The organism is Curtobacterium pusillum (assembly GCF_013359865.1).
Lineage (GTDB): Bacteria > Actinomycetota > Actinomycetes > Actinomycetales > Microbacteriaceae > Curtobacterium > Curtobacterium pusillum.
The window spans coordinates 21,406-36,400 of record NZ_JABMCE010000053.1 but is presented as its reverse complement, the minus strand read 5'-3'; the positions used below and the strand labels follow the sequence as shown (position 1 = coordinate 36,400).

Genomic DNA, 14,995 nt, shown 5'->3' with positions numbered 1-14,995 from the left:
GCCCGCTCGGGGTCGGCCCGCTCAGGCGCGTGGGGGCCTGGTCAATGTTCGCCCAGGAGTTTGGACAGGTACCGAGCGACGGCGCGCACGGCGGCCATGTTCGTGCCGTAGTCCATGCGGGTCGGCCCGAGCACGCCGAGCCGGGCGACCTCGCCACCGGCCAGGTACCCGCCGGCGACGATGCTCGTGGCGTCGAGCCCGTACTCGGCGTTCTCCACGCCGATCCGGGCGGCGACGCCGTCGTCGATCTGCATCTCCCCGAACAGCCGGAGCAGGGTCACCTGTTCCTCGATCGCCTCGAGCACGGGGAAGAGGCCGCCGGAGAAGTCCTGCTCGCTCTTCGCGAGGTTCGCCGCGCCGGCCATCACCAGGCGGTCCTGACGGTTCGCCGCGACCTGCTCGATGAGCGTCGCGACGACGACGCCGGCGAGGGGCTGGGCGTCCGGACGGATCTGCAGCGGCACCGCGCGGAGCGCCGTCGCGACGTCCTGCAGCAGCAGCCCGACGGTGGCGCCGTTCACGACGGCACGGAGTTCGGTGAGCGCGCCCTCGTCGAGGATCACGTCGGTCTCGACCACGCGCTGCTCGACCCGCGCCGTGTCGGTGATGAGCACGACCATCAGGCGGTTGTCGCCGAGGCGCACGAGCTCGATGTGCTGCACCCGTGCGCGCACCATCGACGGGTACTGCACGAGGGCGACCTGGTTGGTGAGCTGGCTGAGCAGCCGGACGGTGCGGCCGAGCACCTCGTCGAGGTCGTTCGGCGCCCCGAGGAACGTCTCGATCGCGTGCCGCTGCGCGCTGGAGAGCGGTCGGGTGCCCGCGAGGTGGTCGACGAAGAGCCGGTACCCCTTGTCCGTCGGGACGCGGCCGGACGAGGTGTGCGGCGCGGCGATGAGCTGTTCGTCCTCGAGTTGCGCCATGTCGTTCCGGATCGTGGCGGCGCTCACCCCGAAGGCGTGCCGCTCGACGATGGTCTTGGAACCGACGGGCTCGCGGGAGGCGACGTAGTCCCGCACGATGGCCTTGAGGACCTCGAGGCTGCGTTCGCTGACCACCCGGACCCCTTCCACTCGTTCTGGCACTCGGACGTGTCGACTGCTGATCCTACGCCCGACCGCCGACCGACCGGGACTTCTGCACGGCCTGCCGATACGCTTCCGGCATGACCTACGGACAGCAGCCCGGCGGCCCGCAGTTCCCCGGCGGAGCAGGACCGAACTACCAGCCGCCGCAGCCGATGTCGCCCGAGGACCAGCGCCTCTGGGCCACGCTGACCCATGTCGGCGGCATCCTCTTCAACTTCATCGCTCCGCTCGTGGCGTACCTCGTGCTGCGCGACCGCGGCGGCTTCATCCGCGAGCACACCCGCGTCGCGCTGAACTTCCACATCACGATGGCGATCGCCTACTTCGTGGCCGGACTGCTCACGCTGGTACTCATCGGCGCGCTCCTGCTGCCCGTCATCTGGATCGTGACGATCGTCTTCGGGATCATGGCCGCCGTCGCCGCGAACCGCGGGGAGTTCTACCGCTACCCGCTCTCGATCGAGTTCGTCAAGCCGTAGCGACGGCAGGTCAGTCGAGCAGCTCGCGGACCACCGCGTCCGCGAGCAGGCGACCCTGCAGCGTCAACTCGATCCGTCCCCGCACCGCGGCCGACCCGTCCACGAGACCACGTGCGATGAGGTCGGCGACCCGGCCCCGCGCCTCCTGGCGGAGCTCGGTCGTGGCGAGCTCCCCGCGGACCCGCGCCGCGAGCAGCACGCGCTCGACGTACCGGGTCTCGTCGTCGAGGGCCTCGCGACCCGCTGCCGGCGACTCGTCCTGCAGCACGCGGTTCGCGTAGGCGGCCGGGTGCTTCACGTTCCACCAGCGTGTGCCGGCGACCGCCGAGTGAGCACCAGGGCCCACGCCCCACCAGTCGTGGCCCTTCCAGTAGGACAGGTTGTGCCGGCTGGCGTGCTGCTCGCCGCGCGCCCAGTTCGACACCTCGTACCAGGAGTAGCCGGCGTCGCCGAGGACCCGGTCCGCGAGCTCGTACATGTCCGCCGCGAGGTCGTCGTCCGGCGCGGGCAGCTCACCGCGCGCGACCATGCGGCCCATCGCCGTGCCGTCCTCGACGATGAGCGAGTACGCCGACACGTGGTCCGGCTCGCACGCGAGGGCTGCGTCGAGCGAGGTCCGCCAGTCGTCCAGCGTCTCCCCCGGCGTCGAGTAGATGAGGTCGAGCGAGACGTCGAGGCCCTGCTGCTTCGCGAGGTCCACCACCAGGGGCACGCGCGAAGGGTCGTGCGTCCGGTCGAGGGTCGCGAGCACCTGCGGCACCGCCGACTGCATGCCGTAGCTGACGCGGTTGAAGCCGCCCGCGCGGAGCACCTCGAGCGAGGAGGCGTCCACCGAGTCCGGGTTCGCCTCGGTGGTGACCTCGGCGCCCGGGAGGATCCCCCAGGTGTCGTCGATCGCGCGCAGGATCATCACGAGGTCGGACGCCGGCAGCATCGTGGGCGTCCCGCCACCGAAGAACACGGTCGACACGGGTCGACGCGGGACACCGGACCGATCGAGCACCTGGGCGGCCCACTCGATCTCGCGGACGGCGTGCCCGGCGTAGTCGTCACGCCGCACCCCGCGCAGCTCCGACGCCGTGTACGTGTTGAAGTCGCAGTAGCCGCAGCGCACCCGGCAGAACGGCACGTGCACGTACACCCCGAACGGCACGGCACCCGCGTCGGACACCGGCGTGATCAGTCCGTCCGCGGGAGCAGGATCGGCGATCGGCAGGGCACTCGGCATGGACTCCATTGTCCGTCATGATGGAGACATGGAGCACCACACCGTCCCCACCACCGTGCTGTGGGACATCGACGGGACCCTCGTGATGAACGCCGCGTCACCGGGCAACCTGTACCACGTCGCGCTCGAACGGGCGGTCGGTCGTGACCTCGTGCTGCGGGTGGGTCACCAGCACGGCCGCACCGACGCGGGGCTCATCGCGGAGCACGTCCGCGCGCACGAGCTCGACACCGATCTCATCCCGCTCGTCAGCCGACACCTTCGCGACCTCACCGAGGAACGCCACCGCTCCGGCGACCACCGCAGTCCGGCCCCCGGTGCGGTCGCCCTCGTCGCCCGGTTCGCGGAGCTCGGCTGGCGGAACGGACTGCTCACCGGCAACTCCGCGTACCGTGCCCGCGTGAAGCTCCAGGGCGCCGGCTTCGACGTCGACGCGTTCGACTGGGACCACTCGTTCTTCGGCGACGCCGAGGTCGAGCGGATCGGCGTCACGGCGCGCGCCGCCGAGGCCCTCGCGGGCACCCGTGCCGTCATCGTCGGGGACACGCCGCGCGACGGCGAAGCCGCGGAGGCTGTCGGCATCCCGTTCCTCGCCGTCGCGACCGGTGTCTACGACGTGGCCGCGCTCCGCGCCACGGGTGCCGTGACGATCGCCCGGAACTGCGTCGAGGACGCGCAGCTCATCGAGGACGCCATCGCCGCACTGCCCCCGCTCCGCCCGGTCGAGCGCTAGTCGCCGCGCAGCGCCTCGAGGTACTTCTCCGCCATCACCTTCTGCTGCCGACGCAGCAGCGGCGCGACGAACTGCCACTTCCGGCTCGACGGCTGCGAGAACTGCCGGATCTGCAGCCACACCGAGCCGTCCGGCGTCCGCTCGACCACGAACGACTCCTCGCCCGAGAGCGGGTGCCCCTCCAGCGTGCCGTACGCGAAGCCCTTGCGGTCGGCCTCGTCGATGATCGACACGACCCGCACCGGCGCCTGCACCGTCTGCCCGAACGCGTGCATCGTGAGCGTCGCGGTCGTGCCCGCCGTCATCAGCGGCGTCCCGTCGGGCGCGAACTTCTCCACGCGCGGCGTCCCGATCGACGCCGGCGCGATGGGCACACCGTCATCGTCGAACGTCACCGGGTTGTAGCGCACCTCGTCGTCGTCGGGCTGCTCCTCGACGTGCACACGGATCCCGCTGCGCTCCTGGATCTGCCACGTCAGGGCCTGCGTGACCGCGGTCTCGAACCGCTGGTCGCCGTGGCCGATCCGGGAGCGCGACTCCGACGGGGTGAACCCCTCCGGCGGGTACGTCATGAGGTCCGGGGCCTGGGTCGCGCCCACGGCTCCGTACGTCAGGGCGGTCCGGTAGCTCCCGCGGGTACTCATGCCGCCCATGCTACTGGGGCCTCCGGGCTCGCATCGAACCGACCTCGCCTCGCCGACGGTGCGCCGACCGAACGCCGCTGCGCGCTACTTCTTCTTCTCTTCCACATCGCCCGACAGCGCGGCGATGAAGGCTTCCTGAGGGACCTCGACGCGACCCACCATCTTCATGCGCTTCTTGCCCTCCTTCTGCTTCTCGAGGAGCTTGCGCTTGCGGGTGATGTCACCGCCGTAGCACTTCGCGAGGACGTCCTTGCGCATCGCCCGGATGCTCTCGCGGGCGATGATGCGCGCACCGATGGCGGCCTGGATCGGGACCTCGAACTGCTGGCGCGGGATGAGCTTGCGGAGGCGCTCGGTCATCAGCGTGCCGTAGGCGTAGGCCTTGTCGCGGTGGACGATCGCACTGAAGGCGTCCACCTGCTCGCCCTGCAGCAGGATGTCGACCTTCACGAGGTCCGCTGCCTGGTCACCCGTCGGCTCGTAGTCGAGCGAGGCGTACCCCTGCGTCTTGCTCTTCAGCTGGTCGAAGAAGTCGAAGACGATCTCGCCGAGGGGCATCTCGTACCGGATCTCGACGCGGTCCTCGCCGAGGTACTCCATGCCGAGCAGGGAGCCGCGGCGTGACTGGCAGAGCTCCATGATCGCGCCGACGTAGTCCTTCGGCGCGAGGATCGCCGCACGGACCATCGGCTCGCGGACCTCGACGATGCGACCGCCGGGGAACTCGGACGGGTTCGTGACCTCGGTCACGGTGTTGTCCTCGTTCGTGACCTCGTAGATCACGCTCGGGGCCGTGGTGATGAGGTCGAGACCGAACTCGCGGCTGAGGCGCTCGGTGATGATCTCGAGGTGGAGCAGGCCGAGGAAGCCGCAGCGGAAGCCGAAGCCGAGCGCCACCGACGTCTCGGGCTCGTACACGAGCGCGGCGTCGGAGAGCTTGAGCTTGTCGAGCGCTTCACGCAGGTCGGGGTAGTCCGAACCGTCGATCGGGTACAGCCCCGAGAAGACCATCGGCTTCGGGTCCGTGTACCCGGCCAGCGCGTCGGTCGCGGGCTTCTGCGCCGACGTGACCGTGTCACCGACCTTCGACTGGCGGACGTCCTTCACACCGGTGATGAGGTAGCCGACCTCACCGACGCTGAGGCCCTTGGTCGGCTTCGGCTCCGGAGCGGAGACCCCGATCTCGAGGATCTCGTGCGTCGACTTCGTCGACATCATCTGGACCTTCTCGCGCGGGTGGATCGTGCCGTCCACCATGCGGACGTACGTCACCACACCGCGGTAGCTGTCGTAGACGGAGTCGAAGATCATCGCGCGCGGCGGAGCGTCCACGTCGCCGACGGGAGCGGGCACGGACCCGACGACGCGGTCGAGGAGCTCCGGCACGCCCACACCCGTCTTGCCGGACACGCGCAGGACGTCATCCGGCGAGCCGCCGATGAGCTGCGCGAGCTCGGCGGCGTACTTCTCCGGCTCGGCCGCCGGCAGGTCGATCTTGTTGAGGACCGGGATGATCTCGAGGTCGTTCTCGAGCGCCAGGTACAGGTTCGCGAGGGTCTGCGCCTCGATGCCCTGCGCCGCGTCGACGAGGAGGATCGCTCCCTCGCACGCGGCGAGCGATCGGGACACCTCGTACGAGAAGTCGACGTGTCCGGGCGTGTCGATCATGTTGAGCGCGTACGTCCGACCGTCGAGCTCCCACGGCATGCGGACCGCCTGGGACTTGATCGTGATGCCGCGCTCGCGCTCGATGTCCATGCGGTCGAGGTACTGCGCACGCATGGCGCGGTCCTCGACGATGCCGGTGATCTGCAGCATGCGGTCGGCCAGCGTGGACTTGCCGTGGTCGATGTGCGCGATGATGCAGAAGTTGCGGATCGCGTCGGCCGGGGTCGAGGCGGGCTCGAGCGGCGCGGATGCTTGTGGGCTCACGGTTCCTCGGGGTGGGTCGGACGGTCGAACGATTCTCCCACGGTTGCGCGCCGGCGGCGCGCAACCGCGCCCGTCCTGGGGAGGACGCGACGGGTTCCGACGGTGTGGAGGACCGACGGGAGGCGCGGGTCGGGCCCGCACCGTGCCTCCAGACCGTCAGACGGTCACCGTGGAGGGCGAGGGCAGGGCACCGAGCCCGCGACGCAGGTCCGCCGCCGTCGCCGCGAGGCAGACGCGGATCCAGCCCTCACCCGTCCGGCCGAACGCACTGCCGGGAGCCACCGCGACCCGCTCGCGCTGCAGGAACTCGAGCGCCCACTCCGCGACGTCGCCCCGGGAGACGTGCGACACGTCGATCCACAGGTAGAACGCACCGTGCGGGTCGAGGTACCGGATGCCGGCTGCGTCGAGGACGTCCTTCGCCACGTCGAGGTTGGCACGGTAGTGCTCGCGGGCGTCCTGCACGGCGGAGTGGTCCCCCACGATCGCCGCGAGGGCCGCCCACTGATCGGGCTCGGCGACGCAGCTGATCATGGCCTCCTGCGTGGTGCGCATGGTCGGACCGAGGCCCTTCGGCGTCACGAGGTACCCGACCCGCACGCCGGTCATCGCGTACGTCTTGCTCAGCGAGAACGCCGTGAAGACGCGATCGTCCTCGTCGAGGCTCGCGAGGCTGACGTGCCGCGTGCCGTAGGTGAAGTACTCGTACACCTCGTCGCTGATCACCCAGAGGTCGTGGCGCTTCGCAAGGGCGAGCAGGTCACGGAGGGTCTGCTCGCCGAACACCGAGCCGAGCGGGTTCGACGGGGAGTTCACCACCAGGGCGCGCGTCCGCTCGGTGATGCTCGCCTCGAGCGCCTGCAGGTCCGGCTCGAAGCCGTGCTGCGGTTCGAGCCGGTACGGCACCGGGGTGGCGCCGATGATGTGCGCGTTCATCGTGAAGGTCGTGTACCCGGGGTCCGGGACGAGCACCTCGTCGCCGGGCGACAGCACCAGGGTCATCGCCTCGAAGAGGGCCTGCGTCGCTCCGATCGTCATCCAGATCTGCTCGAGGTCGACCTCGATCCGGTTCTCACGACGGAGCTTCTCACGGACGGCCTCCCGCAGTGGGGCGATGCCGCCGTTCGGGGTGTAGGCCGTCCGGTCCTCCGACCACGCGCGCCGAGCAGCCTCGCCGATGTGCGGGGCGACCGGGACGTCCGGCTCGCCGATGACCAGCATCGCGACGCCTTCGTCGCCGGCGTCACCGCCGTGGTCGGCACGCAGGAGCGCCGCCTGCTCGAACACCCGACGGATGCCGGAGGCGGGCACGGTCTCGATCCGGGGTGCGAGGGATGGCATGCTCGTCACCGTATCCGGTGCGTGTTGCGGCGCGGTTTCGGCGTTTCGGTGCTTTGGCCGTGGCCCGTCGGGCTGGTAGTGTTGGTGGCTGGCTTCCGCGTTCCCCGCCCACGGGTGGAACGCGATGCGACCAAGGGCCCCTCTACCCAGCGGTCGCGACCACCCGTAGAGACGATCAAGGAGCAACACGCATGGCGAACATCAAGTCGCAGATGAAGCGCATCAAGACCAACCTCAAGGCCCAGGAGCGCAACAAGGCCTACCGTTCGGAGCTCAAGACGGTCATCCGTCACACGAACGAGGCCGTCGTCGCCGGCGACAAGGACAAGGCCGTCGCGGCACTGACCCTCGCCTCGAAGAAGCTCGACAAGGCCGTGAGCAAGGGCGTCATCCACAAGAACCAGGCCGCGAACCGCAAGTCGGCCATCGCGAAGAAGGTCGCTGCGCTCTGACGCACTGATCTCGTTCGAAGGCCCCGCACCGTTGGTGCGGGGCCTTCTTCGTTGTGGGGGCGGGCGGCATGCCGTAGCGCGGCGTCGAACCGCGGGGACGCACCGCTCGCGTTCGTCGACGTTCCACGGACCGGCACCAGCCGCCGAGAGATGCCGCGTTCTCGGTACCTCGAGCGCGCCCGCGCGTCCGCCGGGTCGGGAGGCGCGGGTCGTCTCAGCGGGATTCGCCGCGCCGGGCGATGGTCCGGACCATGACCTCGAGCGCGTAGTGCGCGTCGCGCGAGCCGCCCTTCACCGCGGTGTCCGCCTCGGCGATGCTGATGATCGCGTTCGCCAGTCCGGCTTCGCTCCAGCCCGCCACGTCGCGCTGCGCCCGCTGCACTTGCCACGGCGCCATGCCGAGGGCGGAGGCAGCCTGCCCGCTCGGGCCCCGGAAGGCGCTCACCTTGGCCATCGTGCGGATCTTGCTCGCGAACGCGGCGACGATCGGCACGGGTGCTTCTCCGGTCGACAGTGCGTGCCGCAGCTCGACGATCGCCGGAGCCGAACGTCCCGCGAGCGCGATGTCCGCGACCTTGAACGCGTTCGTCTCGACGCGACCGCCGTAGTACTTGTCGACGACCTTGTCCGTGATCTCTTCTGCTTCGTCCGCGAGGAGCTGTCGGCACGCCGCTGCGAGCTCCGCGAGGTCGTCTGCGAAGGCGGCGACGAGGGTGCGCACCGCCGAGGGCGCGATCTTCCGACGTGCGGCGCGGAACTCGGCCGTGACGAAGTCGATCCGGTCGGTCTCGCGCTTGAGTTCGTCGCACTGCACCTCGACGCCGCCGCCGACCCCGCTGCGGATGGTGTCGAGGAGCTTCTTGCCACGGACGCCACCCCCGTGGCGGAGGACGAGCGTGACGTCGTCCGCCGGGGCGCCGAGGTAGGAGATCGTCTCCGTGATGAAGGCGTCGGTGCACTTCTCGACGTTGGTGACCCGGACCAGCCGTGGTTCGCCGAACAGGGACGGGCTGGCGAGGGTCGCGAGCAGCCCCGGTGCGTACTGGTCCGCTTCGAGGTCGTGAACCTCGAGCGCCGGGTCCTCGCCCACGAGCAGGTCGCGCAGCACCGTGCTCGCGCGGTCGGCCAGGAACGCCTCGGGCCCGGTGATGAGCACGACGGGCGCCGGGCGGATCCCCGACCAGGGCACCTGGTCGATCTTCGCTGCGGCGCGTGCGGGCTTCTTGGCGGGCATGCCTCGATCCTACGGGCGACCGCCGACGCCGAACGCTCCGTCCACAAGCGGAGCGAGTCGGGTCCGTCGCGGCCCACGACGACCGTTCCGTGGAGGTCGGTGCGGTACGCCGACGTGCCCGCGGTCTCGAGCATCGCGAGTGCCGAGCGGGTCGGGTGGCCGTACGTGTTGCCGGCGCCGACGCCGACGAGGCCCACGGCCGCCGCCGTCTCGCGGTACAGGACCGGGTCCTGGTCCGCCGACCCGTGGTGCGCCACCTTCACGACGTCGACCGGGCCTGCTGTGCCGATCGGAGCACCGCCGAGGGCGCTGCGGAGGCGGCGCTGTGCGGACTCGCCGAGGTCCCCGAGGAACAGCCCCGAGACGCATGACGTGCAGCCGGGGCCCGGCTCGGTCCGGAGCACGAGGCTCGCGTCGTTGCCCGCGTCGCGTGCACCCGCACGCGGCCACAGCAGGCGCCAGCGGAGCGGGCCGAGCGATCCCGAGGTCGTGTCGTCGGCCTGGTGGACGTCGATGCCGGCGTCCTCCAGGGAGCGCACGACGCGTTCGTCCTCGGGCCGTCCGGTCGGGCCGACGAGCGCCGTCGTCACGCGGTCGGTCACGACCTCGGCCGCTCCGACGTGGTCGCGGTCGAAGTGCGTCAGCACGAGGAGGTCGATCCGGTCGATGCCGAGCAGGTCCAGGCACGCCGTCAGACGCTCGGCGTCGTCCCCGGTGTCCACGAGTGCGACGGCCGCGCCGCCACGGACGACGACCGCGTCCCCCTGCCCGACGTCGCAGGCGGCCACCGACCAGTCCGCCGGCAGTCCCGCGCGGACGACGACCCGGGGCAGCGCGACGGCCGCCACACCGATGACCGCGACGGTGCCGGCGAGCAGGAGCAACCGGAAGCGCACCGTTCTCGGGGCGAGGACGGCCACCGCGATGCAGGCGCTGACGATCGCCGCGGCGCCCACCCCCACGACTCCGCTCGGCCAGGGCGCGGAGGCGTACGGGAGTGCCGCCGCCCCGTGCGCGATCCCGCCGATCGCGCTCGCCGGTGCCCAGGCGACCCCGGCGAGCACCGCCCCGCCCCACGGCCAGATCGGCGCCGTCAGACACGCGGCGAGCCCGACCACCGTGACGATCGGCGCGAGCGGCTCGGTGAGCAGGTTCGCCGGTACCGCGTACGTGGGGAAGGCCGCGGACAGCGGGATCGTGACCGGCCAGCACGCGAGCTGCGCCGCCACGGGGATCGCCAGCGCAGCGGCCACCGGCGTCCAGATCCGCCGCGCGAGCAGTGCCGTCAGCGGTGGGCCGAGCACGACGATGCCGCTCGTGGCGAGGACGGACAGGGCGAAGGCGAAGGAGCGCGCGTACCAGGGATCGACCACCAGCATGCCGATCACGGCCAGGGCGATCAGCGGCACGCCACGAACGGGACGCCCGGTCAGGTGCACGACGAGGACGACGACCGCCATCACGGTCGCGCGCACGATCGACGGATCCGGGCGAACGAGCACGACGAACGCGAGCAGCAGCGCGACGGCCACGACAGCACGGGCGAGCCGCGGGAGCCCCAGCGCCCGGCCGGCCACCACGACCAGTCCGACGATCACCGCGCAGTTCGCCCCGGAGACCGCGGTGAGGTGGGTCAACGCCGAGGTCTCCATCGCGGCCTCGGTCGCCGGGTCCAGGCCGCTCCGGTCACCGATCGCCAGCCCCCGGAGGAGCGACCCGCCCGGCTCCGGCAGCGTCGAGGTCGCGGACACGAACGCCTGTCGCGCGCGGTCGGTGGCGGCGAGCAGCCCGGTCGGTGGTTCGACGTCGAAGCCCCCGCGGAGGAACGCGACGTACGACGTTGCTCCGCCGGGCTCGTCGGGTTCGAGCGAGGCGGACGAGGACACCCGGGTTCCGGCCGCGAGGACGTCGACGACCGTGGGGGCGGCCGGCACCGCACGGACCGGCACGTGCAGCCCGCCGATCGCCCCGGCGCGCTCGAGCGTCCCGACGACCGACCTGTCGCCGGGTACGAGGTCCCGCGCGAGCACGATGTCGACCTCAACGGCGCCGGAGACGCGGTCGGTTCCGGTGCCCGCGAGCGGCTCGGGGCTCCGTCGCGCTTCGCCGACCACCACGGCGACCGCGACCAACCCGCAGAACGACGCCACGGTGACCAGGAGACCGAGCGCACCCAGCACCCGACGAGGCCACCGTACGACGAGCCCGACCACACCACCGGACACCACGAGTGTGCACGCGAGCACCACCCATCCCGCGCTCCCGGGCACGCCCACGAGCACCGCGGCGCAGATCCAGGCAGCCGCCACCGGACCGGCCACCCGCAGGTCGCGCACACCCGGCGCGAGGTCCACTGCCACACGCGGTCCCGGTCAGACCCGGACGAGGTCGCGGAGGTCCGCGAACCGGCCGTCACCGATGCCGCTCACGTCGAGCAGGTCCTCCACTGCGCTGAACCGGCCGTGTTCGTCCCGCCACGCCAGGATCCGGCCGGCGAGCGACGGCCCGATGCCCGGGAGCGTCTCGAGCGCCGCCTGGTCAGCGGTGTTCAGGTCGACGACCACGTCACCGGCCCCGGTCCCGACGCCGGCACCGGCACCGGCACCGGCACCGACACCGCCGCCGCCTGACGGCACAGCGAGGGAACCGTCCAGTGCCGCCGGAATGTCGGTCTCCCCCACCCGCGGCACGTACAGCCGTTCCCCGTCCTCGAGCACACGTGCGAGGTTGAGCCGTGCGAGGTCCGCCTCCGTGCTCGCCCCTCCGGCACGGTCGATCGCCGCGGACACCCGGCTGCCCGCGGCGAGCGTCACGACGCCCGCGCGCTCGACCGCCCCGACGACGTGCACGACCACCGGCCCGGCCGACGCCGCCCCGGACGACGAGGCCCCGCCCGGCGCCGCCGCGGCCGACGGCGCCCCCGACGACGACCCCGCGGGCGCGGACGACACCGACGACGGCGCTCCCGTCACGGTGACCCGCCCGTCACCACTCCCCGACGTGGCTCCGGACCGTGCGCCGAGCAGCACCACCACCACGGCGACCGCGACGACCACCGCCGCCAGTACCACCGCGGCCCGCGGCGACAACGCCAGCGCAGCGAGACGCGACGAGGACGAGGACGGAGACGACGAACCCGAGGACATGCCCGAACGCTACGGAGCCCGGCCGATCGGCCGGGCTCCGTAGCGAGCTCCCGTGGACGACGCGCTCGGCCCCGCCGCTGTGGAGGAGGAACTACCCCTTGATCGCGATGTTCACGAGCTTCGGCGCCCGCACGATCACCTTCACGATCTCGCGGTCCCCGATGTACCGCTGCACGTTCGCCGACGCACGCGCCATGGCCTCGAGTTCGGACGGCTCGATCGCCTTCGACACCTCGAACGAGTCACGCACCTTGCCGTTGACCTGCACGACCGCGGTCAGCGACTCCTGCACGAGCAGCGTCGGGTCGGCCTTCCGCCAGCCGTACGTGGCGACGGTGGCCTCGTAGCCCAGCTTCTCCCACATCTCCTCGCCGGTGTACGGCGCGAAGACGCTGAGTCCGAGCGCGATGGTCTCGACGGCCTCTCGCACGGCGGGGTCACCGGCGCCGGGGCCGCTGTCGATCGCCTTGCGGGTGACGTTCACGAGGTCCATGAGCCGCGCGATCACGACGTTGAACTTGAACGACTCCATCATCCCCGGCGCGTCGGCCAGGAAGCGGTGGGTCACCTGGCGGAGCGCACGGTCGCCGTCGGCCCACACGGCGTCGGGCGACGAGGTCACGTCGAGCGCCAGGCGGTACGCCCGGGCCAGGAAGCGTGCGGACGCCGACGGGGAGACGTCCTCCCAGTTGATGTCGTCCTCGGGTGGGCCGGCGAAGCCCATGACCAGGCGGATCGCGTCGACACCGTTCGCGTCGAGCTCGTCGCCGAGGGAGACACCGCCCTTCGACTTCGACATCTTCGAGCCGCCGGACAGCACCATGCCCTGGTTGAGCAGTGCCGAGAACGGCTCGGTGAAGTCGAGGTAGCCGAGGTCGAACAGGACCTTGGTGACGAAGCGGGCGTAGAGGAGGTGCAGGATCGCGTGCTCGATGCCGCCGATGTACTGGTCGACGGGCGCCCACTTGCGGGCCACGGCGGGGTCGAACGCCTGCGTGTCGTCGTTCGCCGCCAGGAACCGCAGGAAGTACCACGACGAGTCGACGAACGTGTCCATCGTGTCGGTGTCGCGCGTCGCCGGCGTGCCGTCGACGGGGTTCGGCACGTTGACCCAGTCGGTCGCCCCACCGAGCGGCGAGGTGCCCTTCGGCTTGAGGTCGAGCCCCTCGGTGTCGGGCAGCCGCACGGGGAGCTGGTCGAACGGCACCGGGTGCTCGGTGCCGTCGGCGCCGTGGATGATCGGGATCGGGGTGCCCCAGAACCGTTGGCGCGAGATGAGCCAGTCGCGCAGGCGGTAGGTCTTGGCGGCGCGGCCGGTGCCGCGCTCCTCGAGCAGCGAGATCGCGGCGGTGATGGCGTGCTGCTTCGACATGCCGTCGAGCGGCCCGGAGTTGATCATCCGGCCCTGGCCCGTCAGTGCTTCACCGGTCGACACCGGGTCCAGAGCAGGCAGTTCCATGTCCGGGGTGATCACCGGGATCGCTCCGGTCACGGCGGCGTTGGTGTCCACGACGACCTTCACCGGCAGGTCGAACGCCCGCGCGAAGTCGAGGTCGCGCTGGTCGTGCGCCGGGACCGCCATGACCGCGCCGTGGCCGTAGTCGGCGAGCACGTAGTCGGCGGCCCAGATCGGCAGGCGCTCGCCCGTCAGCGGGTGGATCGCGAAGCGACCGAGCGGCACACCGGTCTTCGGGCGGTCGGCGTTCTGCCGGTCGATCTCGGAGGTCTTCTGCGTGGCGGTCAGGTAGTCCGCGAAAGCAGCACGCACCCCGTCATCAGCAGAGGCGACCAGGGAAGCCGCAAGGTCCGAGTCCGGTGCCACCACGAGGAACGTCACCCCGTGGATCGTGTCCGGACGCGTGGTGAACACCGTGACGGGTTCGTCCCGCCCTTCGATCACGAAGTCGACGTCGGCGCCGACCGACCGGCCGATCCAGTTGCGCTGCTGCGCGATGACCTTCGCCGGCCACCGCCCCTCGAGCTGGTTGAGGTCGTCGAGGAGCCGGTCCGCGTACTCCGTGATCTTGAAGTACCACTGCGTCAGCTTCTTCTTGACGACGACCGCGCCGGAACGGTCCGAGGTGCCGTCGGGCAGCACCTGCTCGTTGGCGAGGACGGTCTGGTCCACCGGGTCCCAGTTGACCCAGCTGTCCTTCCGGTACGCCAGGCCCTTCTCGTACATCTTGAGGAACAGCCACTGGTTCCACTTGTAGTACTCGGGGTCCGAGGTGTGGATCTCGGTCGTCCAGTCGAAGGACGGGGCGTAGCGCTTGAACGACGCCTTCTGCTGCTCGATGTTCGCGTAGGTCCACTCCTTGGGGTCGACCCCGCGCTTGATCGCCGCGTTCTCGGCCGGCAGCCCGAACGAGTCCCAGCCGATGGGGTGCAGCACGTTGAAGCCCTGCTGCCGCCAGTACCGCGCCACGAAGTCGCCGAGCGCCCAGTTCTCGGCGTGCCCCATGTGCAGGTCACCGGACGGGTACGGGAACATCTCGAGGATGTACTTCCGCGGGCGCGTGTCGTCGAGATCGGTGGTGAAGAGGCCGAGCTCCTCCCAGCGGGGCTGCCACTTCTCCTGCAGACGACGGAAGTCGTAGGCGTTCGGGTCCTCGGGGTGCTGCTCGGTGGTCACGGAACTCTCAATCGGTCTGGAGGCACGGCTCACGTCCGTCGGACGCGCTCCGGTCAACAAGGATATAAGGCCTGGAGGCGCGCATC

At 71.0% G+C, this 14,995-nt stretch carries 11 protein-coding genes and 1 pseudogene; 3 read left to right on the top strand and 9 right to left on the bottom strand.

Going from position 1 to position 14,995, the window contains the following annotated elements:
- Positions 1-41 precede the first annotated feature (41 nt).
- Positions 42-1,058, bottom strand: coding sequence for a heat-inducible transcriptional repressor HrcA (gene hrcA / locus HP507_RS03720; protein WP_175350509.1), 1,017 nt, complete (start codon positions 1,056-1,058; stop codon positions 42-44).
- A 107-nt stretch (positions 1,059-1,165) separates the two neighbouring features.
- Between hrcA and HP507_RS03715 the strand changes: the two genes are divergently transcribed.
- Positions 1,166-1,567 carry a DUF4870 domain-containing protein gene (locus HP507_RS03715; protein WP_246328342.1) on the top strand — a complete coding sequence of 134 codons (402 nt, stop codon included), beginning with the start codon at positions 1,166-1,168 and terminating at the stop codon, positions 1,565-1,567.
- Positions 1,568-1,577: 10 nt separating this feature from the next.
- Here HP507_RS03715 and hemW read toward each other — a convergent pair whose 3' ends face one another.
- A complete protein-coding gene (gene hemW / locus HP507_RS03710; protein WP_175350508.1) occupies positions 1,578-2,795 on the bottom strand; it encodes a radical SAM family heme chaperone HemW in 1,218 nt (405 codons plus the stop codon).
- A gap of 28 nt (positions 2,796-2,823) precedes the next feature.
- On the opposite strand from hemW, the gene HP507_RS03705 reads away from it, so the two are divergent.
- The gene (locus tag HP507_RS03705; protein WP_175350507.1) at positions 2,824-3,528 is read left to right on the top strand and encodes an HAD family hydrolase; all 705 of its coding nucleotides are present in this window, start codon (positions 2,824-2,826) and stop codon (positions 3,526-3,528) included.
- Here HP507_RS03705 and HP507_RS03700 read toward each other — a convergent pair.
- From HP507_RS03700 to HP507_RS03690, 3 genes are all read right to left on the bottom strand, one after another.
- Positions 3,525-4,172: a DUF1990 family protein gene (locus HP507_RS03700; RefSeq protein ID WP_175350506.1), complete on the bottom strand. Its 648-nt coding sequence runs from the start codon at positions 4,170-4,172 to the stop codon at positions 3,525-3,527. The two genes, HP507_RS03705 and HP507_RS03700, sit on opposite strands and share 4 nt — an antisense overlap.
- 84 nt (positions 4,173-4,256) lie before the next feature.
- A complete protein-coding gene (gene lepA / locus HP507_RS03695; RefSeq protein WP_175350505.1) occupies positions 4,257-6,104 on the bottom strand; it encodes a translation elongation factor 4 in 1,848 nt (615 codons plus the stop codon).
- A gap of 156 nt (positions 6,105-6,260) precedes the next feature.
- Positions 6,261-7,445 carry a pyridoxal phosphate-dependent aminotransferase gene (locus tag HP507_RS03690; RefSeq protein ID WP_175350504.1) on the bottom strand — a complete coding sequence of 395 codons (1,185 nt, stop codon included), beginning with the start codon at positions 7,443-7,445 and terminating at the stop codon, positions 6,261-6,263.
- A 191-nt stretch (positions 7,446-7,636) separates the two neighbouring features.
- On the opposite strand from HP507_RS03690, the gene rpsT reads away from it, so the two are divergent.
- Positions 7,637-7,897 (top strand): 30S ribosomal protein S20, encoded by a 261-nt coding sequence (gene rpsT / locus HP507_RS03685; protein ID WP_175350503.1) that lies wholly within the window; start codon positions 7,637-7,639, stop codon positions 7,895-7,897.
- A 214-nt stretch (positions 7,898-8,111) separates the two neighbouring features.
- On the opposite strand, the gene holA is transcribed toward rpsT, so the two are convergent.
- The 4 genes and pseudogenes from holA to leuS all read right to left on the bottom strand — a co-directional run bounded on the left by holA (position 8,112) and on the right by leuS (position 14,909).
- Positions 8,112-9,131, bottom strand: a complete 1,020-nt coding sequence (gene holA / locus HP507_RS03680; protein WP_175350502.1) for a DNA polymerase III subunit delta — start codon at positions 9,129-9,131, stop codon at positions 8,112-8,114.
- Between the two features lie 575 nt (positions 9,132-9,706).
- Positions 9,707-10,882, bottom strand: a pseudogene (locus tag HP507_RS18505) (ComEC/Rec2 family competence protein); the annotation flags it as partial.
- Between the two features lie 621 nt (positions 10,883-11,503).
- Positions 11,504-12,277, bottom strand: coding sequence for a ComEA family DNA-binding protein (locus HP507_RS03670; protein WP_175350501.1), 774 nt, complete (start codon positions 12,275-12,277; stop codon positions 11,504-11,506).
- A gap of 91 nt (positions 12,278-12,368) precedes the next feature.
- Positions 12,369-14,909, bottom strand: coding sequence for a leucine--tRNA ligase (gene leuS, locus HP507_RS03665; protein WP_175350500.1), 2,541 nt, complete (start codon positions 14,907-14,909; stop codon positions 12,369-12,371).
- Positions 14,910-14,995: the final 86 nt, after the last annotated feature.